This is a genomic window from Edaphobacter bradus (assembly GCF_025685645.1).
GTDB lineage: Bacteria > Acidobacteriota > Terriglobia > Terriglobales > Acidobacteriaceae > Edaphobacter > Edaphobacter bradus.
In genome coordinates this window covers 446,692-470,490 of record NZ_JAGSYF010000002.1, presented here as the reverse complement: position 1 = coordinate 470,490, position 23,799 = coordinate 446,692, and the positions used below count along the sequence as shown (strand labels likewise).

Here is a 23,799-nt window from a genome sequence, read left to right as displayed (position 1 = left end):
TTTCCTTAGGCCAGGTGGATCGCGGTGATGATCATGTCGATGAGCTTGATACCGACGAAGGGAGCGATGATACCGCCGACTCCGTAGATGATGAGGTTGCGGCGGAGGAGCGACTCGGCCGACATGGCCTTGTAGCTCACGCCGCGCAGCGCGAGCGGGATGAGCGCGATGATGATGATCGCGTTGAAGATGACGGCGGAGAGGATGGCCGACTGCGGCGTCTTGAGGTGCATGACGTTGAGCGCGCCGAGCACGGGGAAGGTCGCGGCGAACATCGCGGGGATGATGGCGAAGTACTTGGCGACGTCGTTGGCGATGGAGAAGGTGGTCAACGCTCCGCGGGTCATGAGGAGCTGCTTGCCGATCTCGACGATCTCAATGAGCTTGGTCGGGTTCGAGTCGAGGTCGACCATGTTGCCAGCCTCTTTCGCGGCCTGCGTGCCGGTGTTCATGGCGACGCCTACGTCGGCCTGGGCGAGCGCGGGGGCGTCGTTGGTGCCGTCGCCGGTCATGGCGACGAGCTTGCCCTCGGATTGCTCGCGCTTGATGAGGTCCATCTTGTCCTTGGGCTTGGCTTCGGCGAGGAAGTCGTCGACCCCTGCCTCACGCGCGATGGCGGCGGCAGTAAGCGGGTTGTCGCCGGTGATCATGATGGTCTTGATGCCCATAGCGCGGAGCTGGGAGAAGCGCTCCTTCATGCCGCCCTTGACGATGTCCTTGAGGTGGATGACGCCGAGGGCCTGGCGGTTTTCGGCGACGACGAGCGGTGTGCCTCCGGCGCGGGCGATGGTCTCGACCATGGCGCGGAGCTCTTCGGGCAGCTTGCCGCCGTTGTCGTTGAGGAAGCGGGCTATGGCGTCGGTCGAGCCTTTGCGGATGACGCGGCCGTCTAGGTTGACTCCGGACATGCGCGTCGTCGCGGAGAAGGGAACGAACTCAGCGTTGAGCTCGTGCAGCTCGCGGCCACGCAGGCCGTAGAGTTCCTTGGCGAGCACGACGATGCTGCGGCCCTCGGGGGTCTCGTCGGGGAGAGACGAGAGCTGCGCGGCGTCGGCGAGTTGGTCTTTGCTGACGCCGGGCGCGGGGATAAACTCGGCGGCCTGGCGGTTGCCGAGGGTGATGGTGCCGGTCTTGTCGAGCAGCAGCGTGTTGACGTCGCCGGCGGCCTCGACCGCGCGGCCCGACATCGCCAGGACGTTGTGCTGTACGAGACGGTCCATGCCTGCGATGCCGATGGCAGAAAGCAGACCGCCGATAGTCGTGGGAATGAGGCAGACGAGCAGCGAGATGAGCACGAAGACGGTCTGCGGCGCGGTGGAGTAGATCGCGATGGGTTGCAGTGTGACGACGGCGAGCAGGAAGATGATGGTGAGCCCGGCGAGAAGGATGTTGAGGGCGATCTCGTTGGGGGTCTTCTGGCGCTCGGCGCCTTCGACGAGGGCGATCATGCGGTCGAGGAAGGTCTCACCGGGGTTGGAGGTGATGCGGACCTTGATCATGTCGGAGAGGACGCGCGTGCCTCCGGTGACGGCGGAGCGGTCGCCGCCGGCCTCGCGGATGACGGGGGCGGACTCTCCGGTGATGGCGGACTCGTCGACGGAAGCTACGCCTTCGTAGATCTCTCCGTCGCCAGGGATCATGTGTCCGGCGACGACGACGCAGCGGTCTCCGGCACGCAGAGCGGAGCTGGGGACGTTCTCTGTGGTGCCATCGGTACGCAGGCGAACGGCGGTGGTCTCTGACTTGGCGCGGCGGAGGGCGTCGGCCTGGGCCTTGCCCCGGCCCTCGGCCATCGCCTCAGCGAAGTTGGCGAAGAGGACGGTGAACCAGAGCCAGAGCGTGATCTGGAGGTCGAAGCCGAGCGCGTTACGATGCGCGGCGAGGTCGCGGAAGAGATAGATCGTCGTGATGACGCTGCCGATCTCGACGACGAACATGACGGGGTTCTTCATCATCGTGCGCGGATTGAGCTTGGCGAGCGCGTCGACGAGTGCGCGGCGGACGATCTTTGCATCCCAGAGTGAGCGTTTACGTGAGGTCATGAGTGTTGGTCCGGTTCTTTCTACTTAGAAGGTCTTGCCTGCGTGCATCAGCAGGTGCTCAAGGATGGGGCCGAGCGAGAGCGCGGGGAAGAAGGTAAGCGCGCCGACGATGAGGATGACTCCGACGAGTAGCACGGTGAAGAGCGGCGTGTGAACGGGGAAGGTTCCGGGCGACGGCGGGATGAGCTTCTTGCGGCCGAGGTTTCCTGCGACGGCGAGCATCGGGACGATCATGCAGAAGCGCCCGACGAGCATGGCGGCAGCGAGCGACAAGTTGTACCAGTGCGTGTTGGCGTTGAGTCCGGCGAAGGCGGAGCCGTTGTTTGCGGTGGTCGAGGTGTAGGCGTAGAGGATCTCGGAGAGTCCGTGCGGCCCAGCGTTGGCGAGCGACGACAGGCCGAGGTTCGGCATCATCAGCGCGACGGCGGTGAGGCCCAGGATCGAGAGCGGGAAGATGAGCACATAGAGCATGGCCATCTTGACGTCGTAGGACTCGATCTTCTTGCCGAGATATTCGGGCGTGCGGCCGACCATCAGGCCGGCGATGAAGACCGCGAGGATGACGAAGACGAGCATGCCGTACATTCCCGCGCCAACGCCGCCGAAGATGACCTCGCCGAGCATCATGTTGACCAGAGGGACGAGCCCGCCAAGGGGCATGAAGGAGTCGTGCATGCTGTTGACCGCGCCGCAGCTTGCGTCGGTGGTGACAGTGGCGAAGAGCGCGGAGTTGGCGATGCCGAAGCGGACCTCCTTGCCCTCCATGTTGCCTCCGGGCTGCAGCGCGGAGACATGCTGGTCGATGTGCATCGTCTGCGTGTGGAGCAGCGGGTTGGGCTGCGACTCAGCCCAGTAGGCGACGAAGACTCCGACGAAGCAGAGCGCGGCCATCGCGGCGTAGACGGCCCAGCCGTGAGCGGGCGAGCGCGTCATGCGGCCGAGCGTAACCGTGAGGGCCGCGGGGATCAGGAAGATGGAGAACATCTCCAGAAAGTTCGAGAACGGAGTGGGATTCTCAAACGGATGCGCGCTGTTGGTGTTGAAGAAGCCGCCGCCGTTGGTGCCGAGCATCTTGATCGCTTCCTGCGAGGCGACCGGGCCCTGCGCGATGGTCTGTGTGGTGACGGTTTGCGTCGTCGTCTTGCCATCTGTGCCTGTCGTGGTTACAGATTGCGGCTGGACGAGCTTGGCGGAGTCGTAGGGGCGGAAGTTCTGGATGACGCCCTGCGAGACGAGCAGCAGCGCGTAGATGAAGCAGGTGGGAAGAAGTACCCAGAGCGAAGCGCGCGTTGTGTCGACCCAGAAGTTGCCGAGTGTCTTCGACTCACGGCGCGCTATGCCGCGGATGAAGGCAATGGCGAGCGCGATGCCTACAGCCGCAGAGAAGAAGTTGTGATAGGCGAGGGTGAGCATCTGGGTGAGATAGCTCATCGTCGTCTCGGGGACGTAGGACTGCCAGTTGGTGTTAGTCGTGAACGAGGCCGCAGTGTTGAGCGCGAGATCGGGAGCTACGGCCGCGAGATGCTGCGGGTTGAGCGGAAGGATGTGCTGCAGCCGCTCGATCGCGTAGGTGGCGATCATCGTCACGAGGCTGAAGAGCAGCATCGCGATGCCGTATTCGGTCCAGCGCATCTCGCGGTTCTCATCGATGCCCGTGAGGCGGTAGATGAGCCGCTCGATCGGGCGGAAGATGGGGTCGGCGAAGGTGCGCTCGCGCTCGAAGACGCGAGCCATGAAGGTGCCGAGCGGTTTGGCGCAGACGAGAATCAGGAGGAAAAAGAGACAGATTTGAAACCAGCCGTTGGCGGTCATTGAAGGGGCTTTCCTGGTGAGGTACCTATAACTTGGCTTAGAACTTTTCCGGACGCAGAAGTGCGTAGACGAGGTAGACGAGCAGCGCGACGGTGACGGCAGCGAGCAGAGAGACTTCGAGCATCAGCGAGTCTCCTTTGCGCCGAGGCGGTTACAGCCTGCGATGTAGGCGATGGCGATAAGGAAGAAGGCGATGCTCGCGATGAGACAACCGAGATCCCACATGGTTGTTACGCTCCAGTTTTCAGGCGTGCGCTTATGCGTGCGCGCCATGCCTATGAAACAAGGTGGGGCGTAAAGAGTGGGTAGGAAAGTTATAAAGAATTTGTAAAGACGCTACTTGTGCTCCGGTTCGGAGGCGTTGTAAATCACGCGACCATTGAAGATAGTGAGATCAACGCGGGTGTTCTGGATTTCGACGGGGTCGATGTGAAAGATGTCGCGGGAGAGGACGACGAGATCGGCGAGTTTGCCGGGCTCGAGTGAGCCTTTGACCTTCTCGTCGAACTGCGCGTAGGCGGCGCCGACGGTGTAGGCGTGGACGGCTTCGGCGACGGTGATCTTCTGTTCGGGGATCCAGCCGTTGGGGTTGAGATTGTCGAGGGTGCGGCGGGTGACGGCAGCGTAGATTCCCATGAGCGGCACCATGGGGGCGACGGGCCAGTCGGAGCCGAAGGCGAGCGTCGCGCCGGAGTCGAGGAGCGAGCGGAAGTCGTAGGCGAAGTGGATGCGCTCGGGGCCGAGCCGCTTCTGGGCCCAGCGGCCATCGTCGATAGCGTGGTAGGGCTGCATGGAGGCAATGACGTGGAGCTGGCCAAAGCGCGGGATGTCCTGCGCGGTGAGGTGCTGGGCGTGCTCGATACGCAGGCGGCGGTCGCGCGGGCCGTCCTCCTGCTCAACGCGCTGGTAGAGGTCGAGGATGGTGCGGTTGGCGCGGTCGCCGATAGCATGAATGGCGATCTGCAGGCCGGCCTGATCGGCGCCCTTGATGTCGGCGTACATCTGGTCGGCGTGCTGGAGCTCGTCGCTGGCGAGGCCGCTGTTGGCGGGCTGGTCGTCGAAGGGCGCAAGGAGCCACGCAGTGGTCGAGCCGAGAGAGCCGTCGGCGAAGGCCTTGAGACCGCCGACCTGGACGAGGCCGTCGCTGAAGCCGGCCTGGATGCCGGTATTGGCGAGGTTGCGCCAGTCGAGCAGGCGGAGGTTGACGGACATACGGACGTTGAGGCGACCCCCGCGTTCGAGCGACTGCAGCGCGCGGAGGTGGTCGGGGCCAGAGGTGTCGTTGGTGTCGTTGGCCATCTCCTGCACGCTGGTGACGCCGTTGCGCGCGGCCTCGTGCTGCGCCGCGAGGATGGCGGTCTCGGTCTGGGCGAGCGAGAGCGGCGGAATGGCACGGTAGATAAGCGTTGTGGCCGCGTCCTTGAAGATGCCGGTGGGGTTGCCATCGGCGTCGCGGACGATGACTCCGCCGGGGACGTCGGGTGTGTTGCGGTCAACGCCGGCAAGCTTCATGGCGACTGCATTGGCGAGGCCCATGTGGCCGTCAAGGCGTTCGATGAAGACGGGGTTGTGCGCCGTGACATCGTCGATGAGCTGATGCGTGGGCAGCACGGCGGGCTTCCAGCGCTCGTGGTCCCATTCGCCGTTGGTGATCCATGCGCCGTCGGGCTGCGTCTTTGCGAAGGCGGCGACTCGCTCGCGGAACTCAGCCTGCGATGCAGCGTCGCGGAGCTGCACGCTGGCAAGGGCCTCGCCTCCGGCGATGAAGTGGACGTGGGCATCGTTGAAGCCAGGAACGACGCGGCGGCCGTTGAGCTCGATGACTTGTGTTGAAGGGCCGGCGAGGCGCAGGATGTCGGCCGATGTGCCGACCTGCAGGACGTGGTTGCCGTCGAGGGCGATGGCCTCGGCCTCGGGCTGCGTGGGGTTCTCGGTCCAGATGTGGCCGTGGACGAGAACGAGGCTGGGGTAATTCTGGGCGCTGGCTGGGATAGCGGAGAAGAATGCAAGTGCGGAGCAGAGGATGAGGCGGTTGAGCATTCGGGCGTACCTGCCTGCCGAGAGATGACTGTCAGGGTGAAACAGTAGCAAAACGTCTAGAAGTCGTCGTTGCCGGTGGGGCGGAAGCGATAGCCGATCCAGGGCTCCGTGAGGATGTACCGCGGCTCGTCGGAGAGCTCGATCTTCTTGCGGAGCTGGCCGATGTTGACGCGGAGATACTCGGGTTGGTCGGCGTTGGTTCCCCACACGGCGTGGAGCAGCGCCCTGTGTGTGAGGACCTGGCCCGGGTGCCGCGCAAGCACGACGAGGAGATCGAACTGCTTGGGAGTGAGGTGGACGTCCTCGCCGCGGACGATGACGCGGTGCTGCGGGATATCGATGACGAAGTCGCCGTGGGAGATGACGGGCTTGGCCGTGTTGGCTGAGGCCTGAACGCGGCGGAGCTGAGCTCGGACGCGGGCTTCGAGCTCCTGGATGCTGAAGGGCTTGGTGACGTAGTCGTCGGCGCCAGCGTCGAGGGCCTCGATCTTCATGCGCTCCTGGCTGCGAACGGAGAGGATGATGATGGGGACCTGCGAGACGGCGCGGAGCTCGCGGCAGAACTCGACGCCGTTCATCTCCGGCATGGCAACGTCCGTGATGACGAGGTCGGGCTTCCACTCGTGCGCGGTCTCGAGACCCTGAACGCCGTTGGTGGCCACGCGCAGCACGTAGCCCTGGGTGGAGAGCGCGGTACGAAGGACGCGCGTGATCTGCGGCTCATCGTCGACGATGAGGATCTTCGCGTGTTGGTCGCGATCGTTCTGGGTCATTCGCGCTCCGGGCGTTGGGTGACGATGTGGACGTCGACGTTGGGCGATTCGCTGAGGAAGTGCTGGATGGCCCAGTAATAAAGATACTTGCGCAGGCCGCTGACGGCGGTGCGCCCGAAGATGACGTGGGTGATGCGCTTCTCGCGGACGAAGGTGGCTACGGCGTGGGCGATGCTCTTGCCTTTGACGACGTAGACCTGCGCGTCGAGGTTGCGCGCGAACTGGAGGTTGGCGTCGAGGGTGCTCTGCTCATCCTTGTCGCGATCTCTGTCGGTCTCGATGTGTAGCACGTAGAGCTCGCCGCCGACGCCCTCGGCAACGCGGGCCCCGCGCGCAATCAGCGCCTGCGAGGCGCTGCTGGAGCTGATGCAGACCAGGACCCGCTCGCGCACGGCCCAGTTGGCCGTAATGCGCTTTGCGTCCATGTATGCGGTCAGGTTGCGGTCGACAGCCTTGGTGACGTGCTGCAACGCCAGTTCACGCAGGGCGATGAGGTTGCCTCGGCGGAAGAAGTTGGCGAGGGCCTTTTCGGCGCGGTCGTGGCCGTAGATGTCCCCGCGGCGCATACGCGTCTGCAGGGCCTCGGGAGTGAGGTCGGCCATCACGATCTCATCGGCGCGCTGGATGAACCAGTCGGGCACGGTCTCACGAATCTGGATGCCGGTGACGCTCTGCACTGTAGGCGCGACGCTCTCGATGTGCTGGACGTTCATGGTGGCGAGCACGTCGATATTGGCGGCAAGCAACTCGAGGACGTCCTCGTAGCGCTTGCGGTGCTTGCTGCCCTCGATGTTGGTGTGGGCGAGCTCGTCGATGAGGACGATCTGCGGCTTGCGGGCCAGGATGGCGTCGAGGTTCATCTCCTCGAAGAGAACGCCCTTGTACTCGATGGTGCGGCGGGGGACCTGCTCGATCTGGGCGGCGAGCTCGGCGGTCTTGGGGCGGCCGTGGGTTTCGACGACGCCGATCACGACGTCTTCGCCGCGCGCGTGGCGGCGGATGGCCTCGCTGAGCATGTTGTAGGTCTTGCCGACGCCGGGAGCGTAGCCGAGGAAGAGCTTGAAGATGCCGCGCGTCTTCTCGGGCGCTACTTTTTCAAGCCATTCTTCAGGGCTTTTGACTGGCGGGCTGGATGGTTCACGTGTGGGCATACGGGTAAGATAGGTTCGTGCGACGCTCGGTGAAGTGGAGTCTGGTTCGTTATGGCATTTCGACGGCTGCCGTCGCTGCCATTGTAGCGGTGTATTTCCGTTGGCCGCATGTCAATGAGATGACGGTGGCGTTTACGCTGCTGATCGTGATTCTACTGGTCTCGGCGAATTGGGGCCTGCGGCATGCAGTCTACCTGTCGTTCCTTGCCTCGGCTGCGTTCAACTACTTCTTTCTCCCCCCGGTCCTGACTTTCACCATTCGAGACAACAGGAACTGGGTGGCACTGGGAACCTTTCTGCTGACGGCGATTGTTGCGAGCCAGCTTGCGGAGCGGGCACGAGAGGAGGCGGCGATCTCGCGGCGGCGGCAGCGGGAGGCCGAGCGGCTCTACGACTTCAGCCAGCAGATGCTCGTGAAGGGCAACGTTATCGCCCTGGTGAACGCGTTGCCGCAGATGATTGCCGCGACCTTCGATCTGGCGGGTGCGGCGGTGTATCTGCGAGAGCGGGACCGCGTGTACCGGTCGAGCCCGGACTATATGGACGTGACGGCGGCGGAGCTTCGCGATACGGCGTTCTCGCGCGACCATTGCTGCGAGGACGAGCGCAATGTGACGCTGGTCCCGATTCTGCTGGGCCAGCGGCCGATCGGCGCGCTGGGAATTACCGGCGGCCGGACTTCGCCCGAGGCGCTGGACGCTGTGTGCGGGCTGGCGGCGATCGCCATCGAGCGGGCGGGCGCAGTGGAGACTCTGACTCGCGTAGAGGCCGCGCGTGAGAGCGAGAGGCTGCGCAATGCGCTGCTCGATTCGGTGGCGCATGAGCTGCGGACTCCGTTGACGTCGATTACGGCGGCGGTCACGAGCCTGCAGACGGCGCCGCTTGATCAGGAGCAGCGCAGAGAGATGATGGAGGTGATCGAGCAGGAGGCGGCTCGGCTCGATCGGCTTGTGGGGCAGGCGATGGAGATGGCGGAGCTGGACGCCCATGCGATCTCGCTCGATCTGCGGCCTCACTCGATGCGCGAGGCTGTCGATGCTGCGATTGAGGAGTTGGAAGGGCCGCTGAAGGCGCATCCAGTAGACGTGCGGCTTTCGGATTCGCTGCCCAAGGTAGAGATGGACCTCGAGCGGATCGCCAAGGTGCTGCAGCATCTGCTGGAGAATGCAGCGAAGTACTCGGCTGATAGCAGTCCGATCTTTGTTAGCGCCGAGGTTGCGAAAGGCAGGCTCTGCACGAGCGTGGCGGACCGCGGCTCGGGCGTCGATGACTTCGAGCGCATGATGATCTTCGACAAGTTCTATCGCGGCCAGGGGCAGCGGTATCGCGTGCAGGGCACAGGGATGGGCCTCGCGATCGCGAAGGCGATCGTGGAGGCCCATGGCGGCTCGATCGAGGTGACGAGCCAGTCCGGGCAGGGGTCGGTGTTTACGTTTTGTTTGCCGCTGCAGCGAGTCCAGTGAAGTAGCTTCTTACTTCGCAGAGTTCAGCGGTTTCCTTGCGAAGTAGTAGAGGGAGTAGGCGAGCAGGGCGAACATGATGACGCTGACCAGGTCGTGATGGAGCGGGTTGTGGTTGCTGAAGCGAGGGATGGACTTGTCTGTGGCGGCCTCGTAGAGTTTGGTGGCTACTCCTAGCAGGCCGACGATTCCGCCCGCGGCGATGAGGCCTGAGGCGTAGAGGCTGCCGGGGGAGATCTCGGATTCGGTCTCGGATTGCTCGATGCCTTCTTTCGCAAGAGCGCGGTCGACCATCCAGCGCATGACTCCTCCGACGAAGATGGCGAGCGTGGTGCCGATGGAGAGGTAGGCTCCGACAGCGAGGGTGAGCGAGCGGATTCCGAGCAGCTCGACCATGATGACGAGTGCGACGCCGAGGAGGACGAGCGACCAGGGCAGCTTGCGGCTGAGGATTCCGTTGATGACCGTGGCCATCAGGCGGCCTTGCGGGGCAGCGGCTTTTTCGCTGCCGATGCCCTGCACCCACTGGACTTCGATCTGGCCAGTGGCCGGGTTGTAGAGGTACTTGCCATCGGCTAGAGTTGCCGAGCCGATGGCGTTGAGCAGCAGGTACTGGCGGGCGTTGCTCAGCTCGGTGTGGGTTGCGGAGGGAGCAGAGGAATCGGTGAGGGAGATGCGGTCGCGGGTGAAGTGCCCCTGGTTCTGGACTCCGTCGGGAAGCTGGTTGAGCGAGACGGCGATGGGGTGGGGCAGGTGCTGGAAGGTCTCGAGACCCTTGTTCATCGCGTTGAGCGTGGCGCCGATGGAGAAGAGCGAGATGATGACTCCGATCATGATGGCAAGCTGCTGCTTCCATGGCGTGGCTCCGATGAGGTAGCCGGTCTTGAGGTCCTGCGAGGTGTCGCCTGCGTTGGAGGCGGCGATGCAGACGATGCCTCCGATGGTGATGGCGAGGGCTCCGAAGGCGGGGGCAGTCCAGCCTTTGACGAGGAAGATGGCGGCGGTGGCCATCAGAGTCGCGATGGTCATGCCGGAGACGGGTGAAGCTGACGACCCGACGATTCCGACGATGCGCGCCGAGACGGTGACGAAGAGGAAGCCGAAGACGACCACCAGGATGGCGGCGGCGAAGTTGGCGAGGGCTCCTACCTGTGCGCCGGGGACGGGTTTGAACTGGAGAAAGACCCACATGAGGAGGACGAGGACGATGGAGCCGCCGATGACGACAGACCAGGGGAGGTCGTGCTCGGTGCGGGGCGGCTGAGGGCTTGTAACTTGGATGCCCAGAGTCTCGCGGCGGCGTATTTCAGTCAGATAGGGATAGTCAAAGTCGGGTCCTCTAGCCGGTGCTGTCCGGTCTTCCAGCGCCTCCAATTGTGCGAGCTTTTCATCACTCAAAGTCGTGATGTCTTCTCTCCCCGAGTTTTTGCCGATGGACTTGAGGCCTTCTGAGAGGGCGGCGAGGATGGTCGGTGCGGTGCGGAGGAGGGTGATGAGTCCGCTGCAGGCTACGGCCCCGGCTCCCATGGGCCGGACGTAGGTGGACCAGAGCTGCGAGGGGCTCATGTCGGCGATGGGGATGGTGCCTGGGTAGAGCGGCCCTGAGAGATGCGAGCCGAAGAAGTAGATGGCGGGCATCAGGACGAGCCAGGAGAAGACTCCACCGGCGAGCATGACGGCTGCGACGCGCATTCCGATGATGTAGCCGACGCCGAGATACTCCGAGGTGACGTCGGCGCGGATGGCTCCGCCGCGGAGCAGATGCTGCGGGCCGAGGTCAGGGGAGTAGTTGGGGGTTGAGGGGAAGAGGCCGAAGAGGTTCTCGTTCTGGAAGAGGGTGTAGAGGCCGCCGAGTCCGAGGCCGAGGAAGACTCGCGAGGCGAAGCTGCCTCCGCGCTCGCCCGCCATCAGGACGTCGGCGCAGGCGGTGCCCTCGGGGTAGGTGAGGACGTGGTGCTCTTCGACGATGAGCTGGCGGCGGAGCGGGATCATGAAGAGTACGCCGAGCCAGCCTCCGAAGAGCGCGAGGGCGAAGATGCGAGTGGATTCAAGGTCGAAGCCGAGGAAGATGAGGGCCGGGAGGGTGAAGATGACTCCGGAGGCGATGGACTGGCCGGCGTTGCCCGTCGACTGGACGATGTTGTTCTCGAGGATGCTGGCGCGACCGAAGGCGCGGAGGATGGAGATGGAGAGGACGGAGATGGGGATGCTGGCCGCGACGGTGAGTCCGGCGCGGAGGCCGACGTAGACGGTGACGGCTCCGAACAAAATTCCGAAGAGGGCGCCGAGGATAAGGGCGCGGACGGTGAGCTCGGGGCGGGTCTCGTTGGCCGGGACGAAGGGTTGAAAGGTGGGTCGGGTGGTCGTGGCCATTGCGAGCGGTCTCCGCGGGTGGTTTCTCTGGGTTTTAAGGCTGGATGGGAGTGTAACAGTGGTTGGTAGTAGGTTGGCCAGAGCCTTGCAACGTGGCTGCTTGTTTGACTGACTCCCCCTCCTGGCATTTCTTGTGCAAAGTCTTCAAAAAACAAGCTTTAGGTCTAGACTTCGGTTCAGGTCGTTTTGCAAAGTATTCAAAGATAATGACTTGTTGCGCTATGTGCTCGTAAAGTCTTCGATTCAGGTGGTTTATTCGCTTTGGAGGTAAAGGCGAGAGGCCCGGTTTGCCCGGGCCTCTTCCTGGCTTGCCTCTTTCTATTTTAACGAATGGGGCGAAACTGGTCTGCCACTTTTGGCGGTAATATTTTTCGACGATATGGCTTTTATTTTCTTGCACTTGTTGTTGCGTGGAGATCGCGTCGGGTTTGAAAGGTGCTTGACATGGAATCTGTGCCCGAATGTGTCGTGGCCCGGATGCTGGGTTCATCCTACCCGCGCCGCGATGAAGCTGCGGCATGGTGGGGCGCCTTGGGCTTTTGTGGCGCTCCGAAGGAAATGCGGGGGTTCTTCGCTTCGCTCAGAATGACAACGGAAAAGGCAGCGGAAATTTGTGGCGCTCCGAAGGAAATGGGGGGCATCACCCTCGGCTTCGCTCAGGGTCAGAATGACGCAGGTAATTTGGTTGGGTCTGCCGTTTGGCTGTGGCGGGTAATGCTGCGGCGGATGAGGACGGCGAGCGCGCACGCCATGAGGAAGAGCATGGGGGCGGTGTAGACGAAGCGGTCGCTGCCCCATTTGCCGTCTAGCAGGCTGGGGTTCTGCGCGTTGAAGGAGCCGAAGAAGCGGATGAAGCGGCCGGAGGTCTGGTGGGGGCCGAGGACTGTGGAGTTGCGTGAGCTCCAGGTGAGGTAGCGGGTGAGGAAGGCGATCGCAACAGGCACCCAGGCCCAGAGAATGGCGGGGGTGCGCTCAAGTGCGGTCTCAGGCTGCGGCAAGATGGTCCGGGGGAGCAGCGCTTCGAGGGCGCGGCCGAGTCTGTGGAAAGGGACGAGGCCGAGAAGGAAGCCGGAGGCGGCGAAGATGGGAAGGAAGTAGTTGAGGAGGAAGACGAATTGGCTGAGGCTGGTCCAGTGGAGGCGCGTGGCGACGCTCCAGACAGGAAGGACGAAGATCCAGGAGAAGCGCAGTGCGAGGATGACCACGACCAGGTAGAGGAAGAGGCATTTGCCGCACCAGGTTAGGGCTTTGAGCATGGTTCAGGTGTAGCACAGGCGTTAGCGTGATGCATCAGGATGGGTGCGGATTTGTTGACGAGGACATGTGGTAAAGGACTATACTGCAGGCATTGAGCGCGGAATTGTTCCGTGCCTGCGAGTGAGGTGCGTCTTCAGCCAACGCCTGAATGACAATTCGCTCGGATTTGCTCAGGGAGCTCCGCCTGGCGGACGACGCAGCGGAGTGGAGGAGTGGCGCGCGGTCTCCCGCGTGCTGCAAAGTCCGGGCAGAGTGGCTCGGGTAGTTTTAGACGATCTTGTAACAACTTTCTTTCCAGCGGATTGCGGGGCTTGTGGGGGCCCGCTGCTTCGTGCTGGCTCCTCTTCGATATGTGATGGATGTTTGAGCGGGCTGCGTGAGCAGTCGATGCGGCTTTGTGTGCGCTGCGGCGAGACTCTGGATGTGGACGGAGCGTGGGAGAGGTCGCCGGCCGAAGGAGTTCTATGCGCGCCGTGCCGGATGGTTCCACCGGAGTTTGCGCGGGCTACGGCCTATGCGGTCTATGAAGATGAATTGCGGAAGATTGTCCATCTGCTGAAGTATGAGGGGCTGCGTTCGGTGGCGAAGCCTCTGGGCAAGCTGCTGGCGCGGGTCGTCGAGACGCTGGAGGGTGAGGCGGCTCGTGAGCTGACGGTGGTGGCGGTGCCGCTGTATCCGGCGAAGCAGAGACGGCGTGGGTTCAACCAGTCGGAGCTGCTGGCCGATTCGGCGACGGCGGAGCTTCGCAGGACGCGGCCGGAGTGGAGGCTGGTGGCGGCGCATCGCGCGCTGCGGAGGGTGAGGGATACGGAGGACCAGTTCGGGCTGACTCCGCCTGAGCGAAGGAAGAATCTGCGCGGAGCGTTCGAGGTGGTGGACGCGGAGGCGGTGGCAGGGCGTGAGGTCCTGCTGCTGGACGACATCTACACGACCGGAGCGACGGCTCGGGAGTGCGCACGGGTTCTGCGGCGAGCGGGAGCGAGCAGAGTGTGGGTGGCGACGGTGGCTCGGGCGCAGCGGGAGATGGTTGCGATGTGGAACGCGAGGGATAGGACCTGAGGAGCTTCTGAAGATTTGTGAGAGGCCTTGTGGAATTCGAACTGGAATTGGAACCGGAGGATGGTGAAGATGCATTCGGGGACGCGTAAGCAGGCGCTAAACGGGAAGAGACACGCGCACGCGGGCAGCACGGGCCGCGCAGTGCCGCTGGGAGAGCGCAGGCCGGAGGGCTTCGGGCGGCACACAGTGATGCAGACGCCGGTGCTGGTGCTGAATGCGTCTTATGAACCAATTAATATCTGCGGGGCGAGGCGGGCGCTGGTGCTGGTGCTGAAGGGAGTGGCGCGCACGGAGGAGGCCCAGGGCGAGGAGCTACATGCGGCGAGGATGCGGATTGCGATGCCGAGCGTGATCCGGCTGCTGGAGTACAGGAGGATTCCGCACCAGACGCGGGCGCTTTCGAGGAAGAACATTTTGTTGAGGGATCGCAATACTTGCCAGTACTGCAGTGTGTCGTTGACGGCAGCGGAGCTGACGCTGGACCATGTGGTTCCGCGGTCGCGGGGAGGGCTGTCGACGTGGGAGAATCTTGTTGCTTGTTGTCATAGCTGCAATCGCAGGAAGGGCAACCAGATGCTCCATGAGCTGACGGAGATGCGGTTGCTGCGGGAGCCAAGGCCGTTTTCGCTGCACACTTCGCGGCATATTATGCGGATGATTGGGAGCGGGGATGCGGCGTGGCGGAAGTATCTCTACTTTGAGCACACGGAACCGGCGGCTTAGGCCGCCGTTGGTTTTGAAGGGCTTGCGCGACTGCCGTAGAGAGTGTGATATTTTCAGCGGCAGGAGTAATGAATGTCAGTAACCGAGAGCTATGTATGTGATGTCTGTGGGAAGCACAAAGGGACGACGACCAGCGATCAGTGGTGGCTGGCGTGGGTGGATTGCTTTCCAGGGCCGAAGCCTGAACTGGATCAACCGCTGATCAAGCTGACACGCTGGCAGGTTGAGCATGCGCACTCGCATGGCGTGAAGCATCTCTGCGGGGCGCGGTGTGCGGGCACGCTGATGGACCGGTGGATGATGGAGCAGCATGCGGATCCGGATGCTCATTGCGAGACGGCGTAGGTGGCTCGCGGTTGCTCATCTGTAGAAATGAAAGGCCCGGGGCTAAAGCCGCTTTAGAACAGGCTGATTTTTGACAGGGCTAAAGCCCTGCGCTAATCCGGAAAAGCAAAGGCAAAGACGGATCGCGCTTCGCGCGATGGCCCACCTTACCACCCCGCCAGCAAGCGGGCGGGGACCCCGGCTTAGCGACGATGAAACCGTCGCTAAGATGGGGCACCCAAATTTAAATGTGGGCCACCCGCCCATTCGAATCCCAAGGACCCATGTCCAGTGCATCAGAACACCTGTCAGCGATCTTTTGGATTTCGTTGTTCAGCAAAGTATCGGGGAATGTCTCTCAAGGAGAATCAATGTGAACAATCTCGACTCCCTGTTGAAACGTAACAAGGACTTTGCTGCTCAGCAGACTGCTGCGGGCACACTTATGCCATCGCTGCCGCAGGCGACGCCGAATATCAAAGCAACCATCATCGGTTGTGTCGATATGCGTGTGGACCCCGCTCATATATTTGGCATTCAACCGGGCGAGGCGCTCGTGATACGGAACGTTGGTGGTCGAATTACTCCGGGATTGCTGGAAGAATTGGGTCTACTCGGGAGAATTGGCCAGGTTATGGGAAAGATTGCCGGAGGCGGTGGTGAGTTCCACCTTGTGGTGCTTCATCACACTGATTGCGGCATCACTCGCCTTGAAGGCGACCCTGCCATGCTGGCACATTTTTTTCAAATACAGGAAGGTGAACTCAAGGCAAAGGCGGTCACCGATCCCCGTGTGGCTGTCGCCGTCGACGTTGCTTTGCTTCGAACGATTCCTACATTGCCGGGCAGGTGGCTTGTTTCCGGCCTTGTCTATGACGTGGCGACCGGACTGGTTGAGATCGTCGTACCGCCAGCGCCGATTCGCACGGCGTAGGAGATGGAGGCGGTGGCGGCTTTTGTGGCCTCCATTCGACTGCGCTCAGGACAGGCTCTGAAGTCGGCCCTTCCGGTTCGGGGTTAGCTTCGGATGGATGCGGGTTCTTGAGGAAGGCGGATCGCGCTCTCGCGTGATGGCCCACCTTAGCGACGATGAAGCCGTCGCGAAGATGGGGCACCCATCTTCGTGCCGCCAGAACTTAGGCTTCCATGAGTTCGTCTTCGATGGTGGGGTGGCAGCGGTGCTTGTCGTCGATGCGGCAGCCGTTGGCGTGGTAGAGGAAGGCTAGAGCGATGAATCCGACGGCGAGCGAGCAGACGCCGTTCCACTTCAAGTGGACCCAGGCGATGGTAGCGAGGGCTGAGCCGATGGCGGCTCCGCTGAAGTAGATGGTCATGTAGACGGTGTTGAGGCGACTGCGCGCGGAGGGGACGAGCCCGAAGATGCGGGTCTGGTTGGCGACCTGACACATCTGGGCTCCCATGTCGAGGATGATGACTCCGATAGCGAGGGCGATGATGTGCAGAGCGATGGAGGCGTGGGCGCGCTCTGTTCCCCAGAGGAAGATGTAGGAGAAGGCGAGCAGCGACATGCCGACGGTGAGGACCCAGCGGGAGCCGTGGCGGTCGGCGAGACGGCCGGCGAGTGGCGCGACGAGAGCGCCCGCGGCTCCGACGAGTCCGAAGGTTCCGGCGACTCCGGCTCCAAGGCGGTAGTGGCTGTTGAGCAGGAAGGCGAGCGTGGTCCAGAAGCAGCTGAAGGAGGCGAAGACGAGTGCGCCGACGAAGCTGGACTCGCGCAGCAGCGGCTGGTTGCGGAAGAGCGTCCAGAGCGAGCGCATGGCTTCGGCGTAGCGGATGTCCTGCTTGGGAGGCAGCTTCGGCATCACGCGGTAGAGCAGCGGGACGAAGACGGCGTTCATGACCGCGGCGACGCCGAAGACGTACCGCCAGCCGTGGATTCCGCTGACCCATCCGGCGAAGGTGCGGGCGAGCAGGATTCCGAGCAGAAGGCCGATCATGACGGTGCCGATGGCGCGACCGCGCTCCTCGTGGCTGACGAGGTCGGGCGCTATGGGCAGCACGATGTGGGTGACGGAGGCCAGCAGGCCGATGAGGACACTTCCGGCGATGAGCCAGCCAAGTGTGGGAGCAAGCGAGGTGAGGACGAGGCCGATAGAGGCGGCTCCGTACATGCGCATCATGAGCGCACGGCGCTCGAGGATGTCGCCGAGAGGCACAAAGCACAGCAGGCCAACGGCATAGCCGACCTGCGTGGCCACCGCGACGAAGCCGGTGTGGCCTGCTGAGACCCCGTAGGTGCGACCTATCTCCTCGAGGAGCGGCTGGTTGTAGTACATGGTGGAGACGCCGACGGCGCAGGCTATCCCTAAAAAGGACAGGGGTGCCTTGGGGCGTTCGGGCTTTACTTTGGTCTTCATCCGGGCCAGCTTCGTTCCAGTGTAACCCCTTGCAGGTTCACTGTTAGGAGGGTGGTCCGTCCACTTTGCTCTGATTAGACGCCCAACGTCAGCTTGGCGATGGTGGCGAGCTGCATGAAGGAGGTTCCCTCGTAGATCTTGCCGATCTTGGCATCGCGGTAGAGTTTTTCGACGGGGTAGTCCTTGACGAAGCCGGAGCCTCCGTAGACCTCGACGGCGAGGGAGGCGACGCGCTCGGCGACGTGGGAGGCGAAGTACTTGCACATGGCGGCTTCTTTGAGGAAGTCGAGCCTGGCATCCTTGAGGCGGGCGGCGTTGTAGACCATCAGGCGCGCGGCCTCGATCTCGGTGGCCATCTCGGCGAGCTGGAACTGCATGGCCTGGAAGCTGACGATGGTCTTTCCGAACTGCTTGCGTTCTTTGGCCCAGTGGGCGGCGTGGTTCCAGGCTCCCTGGGCGAGGCCGAGCATCTGCGCGCCGATGCCGATGCGGCCCTCGTTGAGGGTCTCGATTGCGATCTTGTAGCCCTTGCCGGGTTCGCCGAGGACGTTGGATGAGGGGATGAAGCAGTCGCGGAAGACGAGCTCGCAGGTGCTGGAGGCGCGGATTCCGAGCTTGTCCTCTTTCTTGCCGAGAGTGAAGCCTTCCATTCCTTTTTCGACGAGGAAGGCGGTGATGCCTTTGTAGCCGAGGGCGGGGTCGATGGTGGCGAAGACGATGAAGACGCCGGCCTCTTTGGCGTTGGTGATCCAGAGCTTCTGGCCGTTGAGGACGTAGCCGTCCTTTCCCTGTGCTTTCGTGGCACGGGTCTGGAGGGCGAAGGCGTCGGAGCCGGAGCTGGCTTCGCTGAGGGCGTAGGCTCCGATGGTGTCGGAGGCGAGGCGGTTGAGGTGCTTCTGCTTCTGCTCGGGTGTGGCCCAGCGGACGAGGGCGTTGATGCAGAGGGTGTTCTGGACATCGACGAGGACACCGACGGAGGGGTCGACTGCGGAGAGCTCCTCGACGGCGAGGATGGCCTCGAAGAAGGTCCCGGCGGAGCCGCCGTACTGCTCGGGGATCTCGATTCCCATGAGGCCGAGCTCGAAGAGCTGGCGGAGGAGCTTGGAGTCCATCTGCTGGGACTCGTCCATCTGGCGGACGAGGGGGGCGATCTGCTCGCCGGCGAAGCGGCGGATGGTATCGCGGAACATCTGCTCGTCGGAGCTTAGGCGCGTAAGCGGGGCGTGACTGGGTTCGGACATCAACTCACCTCATGGTCTGGTGGGAAAAGGTGAGTCTAGCATTGCGGGGTGTGGAGTGAATAGTGATTCATCCCTTAGGGCGTGCTCGCAACTTCCGAATCGGCGAGGGCGCGCGCTAATGAAGCAGCGTTACATAGAAGGCGTTGTTTCCAGAACGAAGATCTTTTCCGTAGGAAAACGTAACAGTGCTTCCGAATATGCGCAGTTTGGCTTGCGCCCCAGCGTCCCAAAGCCACTTATTTGAACCGAGCGCAGTAGAAGAGTCAGTGATCTTGCCTACATCAAGAAATGGTCCTAGTTTCAGCGTGACCAATCCATTTCCATATACGTTCTTGTCCGTTTCCCACGAGGTGAGAAAGTAGTCGCGCCCAAGGGGAGCACTGCCTTTGCGTCCGTCGCGCGTGCCAATGTGTGCGCGCATCGGCAGATCGTTATCCCGCTCAAGTCCGAGCATAAAGAGTTCGTCGAAGGGTGCCGGCCCGATGGTTTTGCCGACACGAACTCTTTGCCGCATTTCATAATCGTCTCCCTCTGCCTGGGGAAACCAATGCCAACCCAGCGAGCCCGCCAATTTCTCGAAGGTTTCCTGATGCTGCGACCACAATCGAGCCGCCTGAGACGATGCTTCTGCATCCACGATGAATCGGCGCTCAGGCACGCGCCACAGTGTGCCCGTCAGTTGCACTTTTTGCTTGAGTTGGAAGCCCTCGGCCAGCATGTCCGGCGTGAGAACTGTTCCAGGGACGACGCTACGGAAGTCACGATGAGAAGCCTCCACACCGGCCGACCATTGCAGTCGTCCACTTGCATGTGAGGCAAGGTCAAAAGCCATCGCCTCACGACGCAGGTTAAGGCTTCCTAGCGTTGGAGCCGGCCCGGTAAACGAATTCCTCAGAGCCCAATTTTCGTTCCGCAGATCTGTAACAACCTCGTAGCGGTACTTGGCACTGCGTTCGAAGGGGGCGGAGAACTGCGCGAACACGCGTCGCTTCTGTGGGTCCCAACGGAATTGAGATACAAGATTGATGGCTTCGTGATGCAGGTTATAAAACTCGGGATTGACGCTCTGAAATGGAAGTCCACGAAGCAACTGGAACGCCCCTTCCAATTTACTGTCGCCGAACCCATTGCGTTCCCGGCTGCGGAGCACAAAATCGAACTTGTCATCGCCGCGTGCGCGGAGATCGAATTTGTACTGTGGGAATATTCCTAAACCACGGATGCGCGCGTCCGTGTCCAGAAACTGCGGCACGAGAAGAGTGCTGGCAGGCGAAACTGCGAACGCCCGGTCAAGCAATGCGGGCGAAACGCGAGGCAACGGGGCCTCTCGCAATTCTGCAATCTCGGGCTTCCCAACGCGGTTCCAATACTTCAGGGACGCTTCAAGATTCCCCTGAAGGAAATAGACCGTTCCCAAAAAGTCATTTGCATAGGTGTCATTAGGCGCGAGCTTGATCGCCTGGTGCAAACGATCAACGGCTTGAGAATAATGCTTTTGCCTGAAGGCTAGTCCCGCGAGTTCGATTGGAAATCTTGGATCAGCTGGAGCTTGTCGAAATCCCGTCTGAAACGCGCTCTCCGCCTCCGACCAACGCTCTAGTCGCGCCAGCGCGGTGCCGTAATAAAAATTCATGTCGGCCGAGCGCGACTGCATGGGTCCCAGCAGATGCGCGATCTCTTCCCAGCCTTGCGCGGCTGCAAGTTTTGTGACCTCTTGTGCTGGAGGGAGTTCAACTGGAGCAGTCTGAGCGGTTAGGCTCAGACAACCACAGAGGAGAGCAATAACTACGCTCAAATTCAGCATCTTCCGGGTGTATTTCATCCAACGTCTACGGTCTCTTGCCTTATGCATGGAAGACCATAAACGAGTCCCGTGGATACGCAAGCTGCGTCAGTGCGAACTCATCTCGGGAACGACAAGTAGAGTCCAGTATCCGGTTGCTTTCCATTCCTGCTCGAATCTTGATTTGTCCTCTTTGAGGAGTTTGCGCTGTGCGGCATCGTTCAGCAGAACAAGTTTGTGCTCCTCATCCACTCCCGCCACTACTACATAGTGGAGCTCGCGACTCGAACCAGGCTTCAGCGCCGCGATCAATGGGCGGCCTTTTCCAAGCTGCTGCTTCAGGTCCGCCCATTGTCCCGAAAATGCGAACGTGCGATATCCATTTTGCTGAAAGTAGCGCTCCATCTCAGAGGCATAGATATCGCGGGTGGAGTCCGCGCGCAGAGTGTGCAGAATATGGTCGGAGTCTGCAGAGGTGCTCGCCGGTTGAGCCTGTTGCTGTTGCCAGTACTGCATGACCATGGCTATGGTGGCAGGCCCGCAGCCGTTCTTCTCCTGCTTCACAAACGGAATATCGAGCCATATGCCGCTGAGTTCGGCTGCGAAAAGAACGCCACGCAGCAATAGCATCAGAACAACGAATCTGAAGATGCTGCGTGGCATTCGGACAGCTCTTAGTGTACTGCGACGATGACAAGGACGAGAGCAGCGATACATACCAGGATAATCAACAAATCGTGATCGTCGATCCTTCCAGCAGCGAAGTCAGCCTGCGCCTTGTTCGCACGGGACGCGAGTTGCGCTAGTTCATCATCACTCAGGCCGGCAACTGCCTTCTTGACCTGCTCCGGGTTCTGATGCGCTGACTCTAACGCACGCTGCGCCTTCTCAGAGGAGAAGAACTGATTCAACGTGTCCAGGTTCTGCTGTTTTTTCTGGGAGGAATCCACCACTGCCTTTTGGAGCTCAGTGGGACTCACCAGGTGTTCGGAAGACTGCGCGAAGAGGTTTTGTGGAATGGCAAAGACCGTAACAAGGGTAGTAGCCATCAGGGCTCTAACAAACTGCCGTGAATCAGTGTGCATTACTTTTGCGACCCTCCAGGGGAGTTGGGGTTGACTTAGTGCCAGTATACATTCGCTAGACCTTGAGCCTCTTATGCTAAAGGGCTACTCGAGGGCACAGGAGAGCCTGCTTCCGCAAGGCCGGGATCAAACGACTTACATCGGTCAAACGGCGGAGATCCGCTGGCGCCGGCGAGCGATCCACTTTGTGCAACATCGTCCCCGGGGGTAGGATGATCTGCATGAAAGACGTGCTAAGTGACGTCCTGGATACTGTAGAACTGAAAGGGGCGCTCTATTTTCGCACTGACTTCTCGCCGCCATTCGCGATCGGGGTACCTGCTTATGGACAGGCCGCTCGATTCCATCTTGTAGTGCAGGGCCGTTGCCATGTGACGGTTCCGGGCGGCGTAGAGGTGTTGCTCGAACCTGGTGATCTCATCCTGGTGCCCTATGGCAGCGCCCATACGTTGGCTGACATGCCCGGACGGGCTGGCATCCCGCTCGAGGACGTTGTGGCCAGCTCCGGTTTCACAGGCGAAGGCGCATTCGTCATCGGCTCAGGAGATCCAACCGCATCGACCCAGATGGTCTGCGGCCACTTCACATTCGCTGATGGGGCCGACCATCCATTGCTGCACGCCCTGCCGAAGACGCTTCACCTCACCGCGGCGGATAGAGCGCGTCAGCCAATACTCGACGATGTCCTGCGGCTTGTTGTACGCCGAATTTTTCAGGATGCGCCGGGCACAGCAGCCTCGATCAGCCGCTTGTCCGAAGTGCTCTATATCGAGGTGTTACGCGCCGGGATTGACCGCGCGCCGGAATTGGAGCGTTTATTCTCGGCCGTCCACGATCCCCAGATTGGTAAGGCCTTGAGCGTCATACACGATCGGCTTGATCACGATTGGACGGTGGATAGCCTCGCATCGGAAGTCGGGATGTCACGCAGCCGATTTGCCGAACGCTTTCGTGATCTCGTGGGCTCAGGGCCGATGGGATACTTGACCGACTGGCGTCTCCAGCGGGCGCGCCTGCTGCTGAACCAGCCGGGTGCCTCCGTGAAGGATGTCGCATACCGCACTGGGTACAGATCTCCGGCGGCTTTCAGCCGCGCTTATGCACAGAAATTCGGGCACGCCCCAAAGGTTCGCAGATCGCAACCCTTTCGCGAACATTGCATAGCGTCCCATATGAGTGATTGATCGTCCCGTATTGGTCGCTGAATATTGCTCACAATCCCGTGGCATGCGCATGATGGTTCTACGGCGAAATCATCGCCGTCAAGGAAACCAATGTTTGACCTGAAGACCTTAAAGACCTCACTGTTGATCGCCATCGTGCTGACCTTAGCCGCCGGGATCGCTCATGCCCAGGCCGGACTGAGCGACCTCCAGATTGCGCATGCCGCCTACACTGCGGACGTCATCGATATCGAGTATGCCAAGATCGCGCTCGCGAAGACGAAGAACCCGGAGGTGCGCGAATTTGCCGAACTGATGATCCGCGACCACGCGGCTGTGAATGAGGGTGCGGGCGCACTTCTCACCAAGCTGAATGTTAAACCCGAGGACAATGCGTTCAGCCAGGCGATGAACTCCGGCGCTAAGGCCAAGAGAGCTGAACTCAATGCTCTCCATGGCGTGGCGTTCGACCGCGCCTACGCCGCCAACGAACTCGCCTATCACCAGACGGTGAACAAGATCGTCGGCGAGACCTGGATTCCGACTGTTCAGAATGGAGAACTTAAGGACCTTCTGGCTCAGGCGCTCGTAACTTTCCGTGCGCATGAAGGTCATGCCGCCCACATGGTCGCTGCATTGAAGTAGTTTGAGCTCGGCATTGGAGAGATGAGATGTTCGACAGACGCCAATTCCTGCTAGCACTGGCGGTTGGGGCTTACGCCCTACCGCTTCGTGCCCAAACGACAGCTCGAGCGATCCACCAGGTCGAGATCAAGGGCTTCGGCTTCGAGCCGTCGCGAATTGAAGTACGCGCCGGCGACACCGTCGAATGGATCAATCGGGATTTCGCCCCACATACGGCGACAGCGGACAACAATAGATGGGACACCGGTTTACTGAAGAACAAGGCAACCGGTCGCTTGGTGACGACGCAGCCGGGCGAGTTCGCTTACCACTGCACGTTCCATCCGCAGATGAAAGGCGTGATTATCGTCAAGCCGTAGGCGGTCGCCGTCAACTGGTGATAACAGGGCTTCTCACCAACTGTGATCGTCACTCCCGGGTTGTCGGCAACGGCTGGCGCTTTATCCTGCGGCTTTGACGAGGCGTCCGCGGCGGCTGAGCTTGCCAAGAG

At 61.6% G+C, this 23,799-nt stretch carries 21 protein-coding genes; 8 read left to right on the top strand and 13 right to left on the bottom strand.

Features of this window, described 5'->3' with window-relative positions; all coding sequences use genetic code 11:
• Positions 1-5: 5 nt before the first annotated feature.
• From kdpB to OHL16_RS07990, 6 genes are all read right to left on the bottom strand, one after another.
• The gene (gene kdpB / locus OHL16_RS08010) at positions 6-2,042 is read right to left on the bottom strand and encodes a potassium-transporting ATPase subunit KdpB (protein ID WP_263366591.1); all 2,037 of its coding nucleotides are present in this window, start codon (positions 2,040-2,042) and stop codon (positions 6-8) included.
• Between the two features lie 24 nt (positions 2,043-2,066).
• A complete protein-coding gene (gene kdpA, locus OHL16_RS08005; RefSeq protein WP_263366590.1) occupies positions 2,067-3,854 on the bottom strand; it encodes a potassium-transporting ATPase subunit KdpA in 1,788 nt (595 codons plus the stop codon).
• Positions 3,855-3,891: 37 nt separating this feature from the next.
• On the bottom strand, positions 3,892-3,978 hold the full coding sequence (gene kdpF, locus OHL16_RS20270) for a K(+)-transporting ATPase subunit F (RefSeq protein ID WP_396127187.1): 87 nt from the start codon (positions 3,976-3,978) through the stop codon (positions 3,892-3,894).
• 212 nt (positions 3,979-4,190) lie between these two features.
• The gene (locus OHL16_RS08000; protein ID WP_263366589.1) at positions 4,191-5,894 is read right to left on the bottom strand and encodes an amidohydrolase; all 1,704 of its coding nucleotides are present in this window, start codon (positions 5,892-5,894) and stop codon (positions 4,191-4,193) included.
• A 56-nt stretch (positions 5,895-5,950) separates the two neighbouring features.
• Positions 5,951-6,667 (bottom strand): response regulator transcription factor, encoded by a 717-nt coding sequence (locus tag OHL16_RS07995; RefSeq protein WP_263366588.1) that lies wholly within the window; start codon positions 6,665-6,667, stop codon positions 5,951-5,953.
• Complete coding sequence (locus OHL16_RS07990; protein WP_263366587.1) at positions 6,664-7,818, bottom strand: universal stress protein; 1,155 nt, start codon at positions 7,816-7,818, stop codon at positions 6,664-6,666. Before OHL16_RS07990 ends, OHL16_RS07995 begins: the two co-directional genes overlap by 4 nt.
• A gap of 17 nt (positions 7,819-7,835) precedes the next feature.
• Between OHL16_RS07990 and OHL16_RS07985 the strand changes: the two genes are divergently transcribed.
• Complete coding sequence (locus tag OHL16_RS07985) at positions 7,836-9,281, top strand: sensor histidine kinase (RefSeq protein WP_263366586.1); 1,446 nt, start codon at positions 7,836-7,838, stop codon at positions 9,279-9,281.
• Positions 9,282-9,290: 9 nt separating this feature from the next.
• On the opposite strand, the gene OHL16_RS07980 is transcribed toward OHL16_RS07985, so the two are convergent.
• On the bottom strand, positions 9,291-11,651 hold the full coding sequence (locus OHL16_RS07980) for an OPT family oligopeptide transporter (protein ID WP_263366585.1): 2,361 nt from the start codon (positions 11,649-11,651) through the stop codon (positions 9,291-9,293).
• 662 nt (positions 11,652-12,313) lie between these two features.
• Positions 12,314-12,907 carry a hypothetical protein gene (locus OHL16_RS07975; RefSeq protein WP_263366584.1) on the bottom strand — a complete coding sequence of 198 codons (594 nt, stop codon included), beginning with the start codon at positions 12,905-12,907 and terminating at the stop codon, positions 12,314-12,316.
• Positions 12,908-12,974: 67 nt separating this feature from the next.
• On the opposite strand from OHL16_RS07975, the gene OHL16_RS07970 reads away from it, so the two are divergent.
• The 4 genes from OHL16_RS07970 to OHL16_RS07955 all read left to right on the top strand — a co-directional run bounded on the left by OHL16_RS07970 (position 12,975) and on the right by OHL16_RS07955 (position 15,948).
• Positions 12,975-13,967, top strand: coding sequence for a ComF family protein (locus OHL16_RS07970; protein ID WP_317891048.1), 993 nt, complete (start codon positions 12,975-12,977; stop codon positions 13,965-13,967).
• Between the two features lie 69 nt (positions 13,968-14,036).
• Positions 14,037-14,690: an HNH endonuclease gene (locus tag OHL16_RS07965; RefSeq protein ID WP_263367427.1), complete on the top strand. Its 654-nt coding sequence runs from the start codon at positions 14,037-14,039 to the stop codon at positions 14,688-14,690.
• A gap of 72 nt (positions 14,691-14,762) precedes the next feature.
• Complete coding sequence (locus OHL16_RS07960; RefSeq protein WP_263366583.1) at positions 14,763-15,035, top strand: hypothetical protein; 273 nt, start codon at positions 14,763-14,765, stop codon at positions 15,033-15,035.
• A gap of 352 nt (positions 15,036-15,387) precedes the next feature.
• Positions 15,388-15,948, top strand: coding sequence for a carbonic anhydrase (locus tag OHL16_RS07955; protein WP_263366582.1), 561 nt, complete (start codon positions 15,388-15,390; stop codon positions 15,946-15,948).
• Positions 15,949-16,150: 202 nt separating this feature from the next.
• Here the strand turns inward: OHL16_RS07955 and OHL16_RS07950 are convergent, their stop codons facing one another.
• The 5 genes from OHL16_RS07950 to OHL16_RS07930 all read right to left on the bottom strand — a co-directional run bounded on the left by OHL16_RS07950 (position 16,151) and on the right by OHL16_RS07930 (position 21,465).
• The gene (locus tag OHL16_RS07950; protein WP_263366581.1) at positions 16,151-17,392 is read right to left on the bottom strand and encodes an MFS transporter; all 1,242 of its coding nucleotides are present in this window, start codon (positions 17,390-17,392) and stop codon (positions 16,151-16,153) included.
• 74 nt (positions 17,393-17,466) lie between these two features.
• Positions 17,467-18,633, bottom strand: a complete 1,167-nt coding sequence (locus OHL16_RS07945) for an acyl-CoA dehydrogenase (protein WP_263366580.1) — start codon at positions 18,631-18,633, stop codon at positions 17,467-17,469.
• 115 nt (positions 18,634-18,748) lie between these two features.
• A complete protein-coding gene (locus OHL16_RS07940; protein WP_263366579.1) occupies positions 18,749-20,455 on the bottom strand; it encodes a tetratricopeptide repeat protein in 1,707 nt (568 codons plus the stop codon).
• A 69-nt stretch (positions 20,456-20,524) separates the two neighbouring features.
• Positions 20,525-21,079, bottom strand: a complete 555-nt coding sequence (locus OHL16_RS07935; protein WP_263366578.1) for a C39 family peptidase — start codon at positions 21,077-21,079, stop codon at positions 20,525-20,527.
• 11 nt (positions 21,080-21,090) lie between these two features.
• Positions 21,091-21,465: a PA2779 family protein gene (locus tag OHL16_RS07930; RefSeq protein WP_263366577.1), complete on the bottom strand. Its 375-nt coding sequence runs from the start codon at positions 21,463-21,465 to the stop codon at positions 21,091-21,093.
• Between the two features lie 248 nt (positions 21,466-21,713).
• Here OHL16_RS07930 and OHL16_RS07925 point away from each other — a divergent pair, with 248 nt between their 5' ends.
• The 3 genes from OHL16_RS07925 to OHL16_RS07915 all read left to right on the top strand — a co-directional run bounded on the left by OHL16_RS07925 (position 21,714) and on the right by OHL16_RS07915 (position 23,668).
• The gene (locus OHL16_RS07925) at positions 21,714-22,685 is read left to right on the top strand and encodes an AraC family transcriptional regulator (protein ID WP_263366576.1); all 972 of its coding nucleotides are present in this window, start codon (positions 21,714-21,716) and stop codon (positions 22,683-22,685) included.
• A 90-nt stretch (positions 22,686-22,775) separates the two neighbouring features.
• The gene (locus OHL16_RS07920; RefSeq protein WP_263366575.1) at positions 22,776-23,309 is read left to right on the top strand and encodes a DUF4142 domain-containing protein; all 534 of its coding nucleotides are present in this window, start codon (positions 22,776-22,778) and stop codon (positions 23,307-23,309) included.
• 26 nt (positions 23,310-23,335) lie between these two features.
• Positions 23,336-23,668 (top strand): cupredoxin domain-containing protein, encoded by a 333-nt coding sequence (locus tag OHL16_RS07915; RefSeq protein WP_263366574.1) that lies wholly within the window; start codon positions 23,336-23,338, stop codon positions 23,666-23,668.
• Positions 23,669-23,799: the final 131 nt, after the last annotated feature.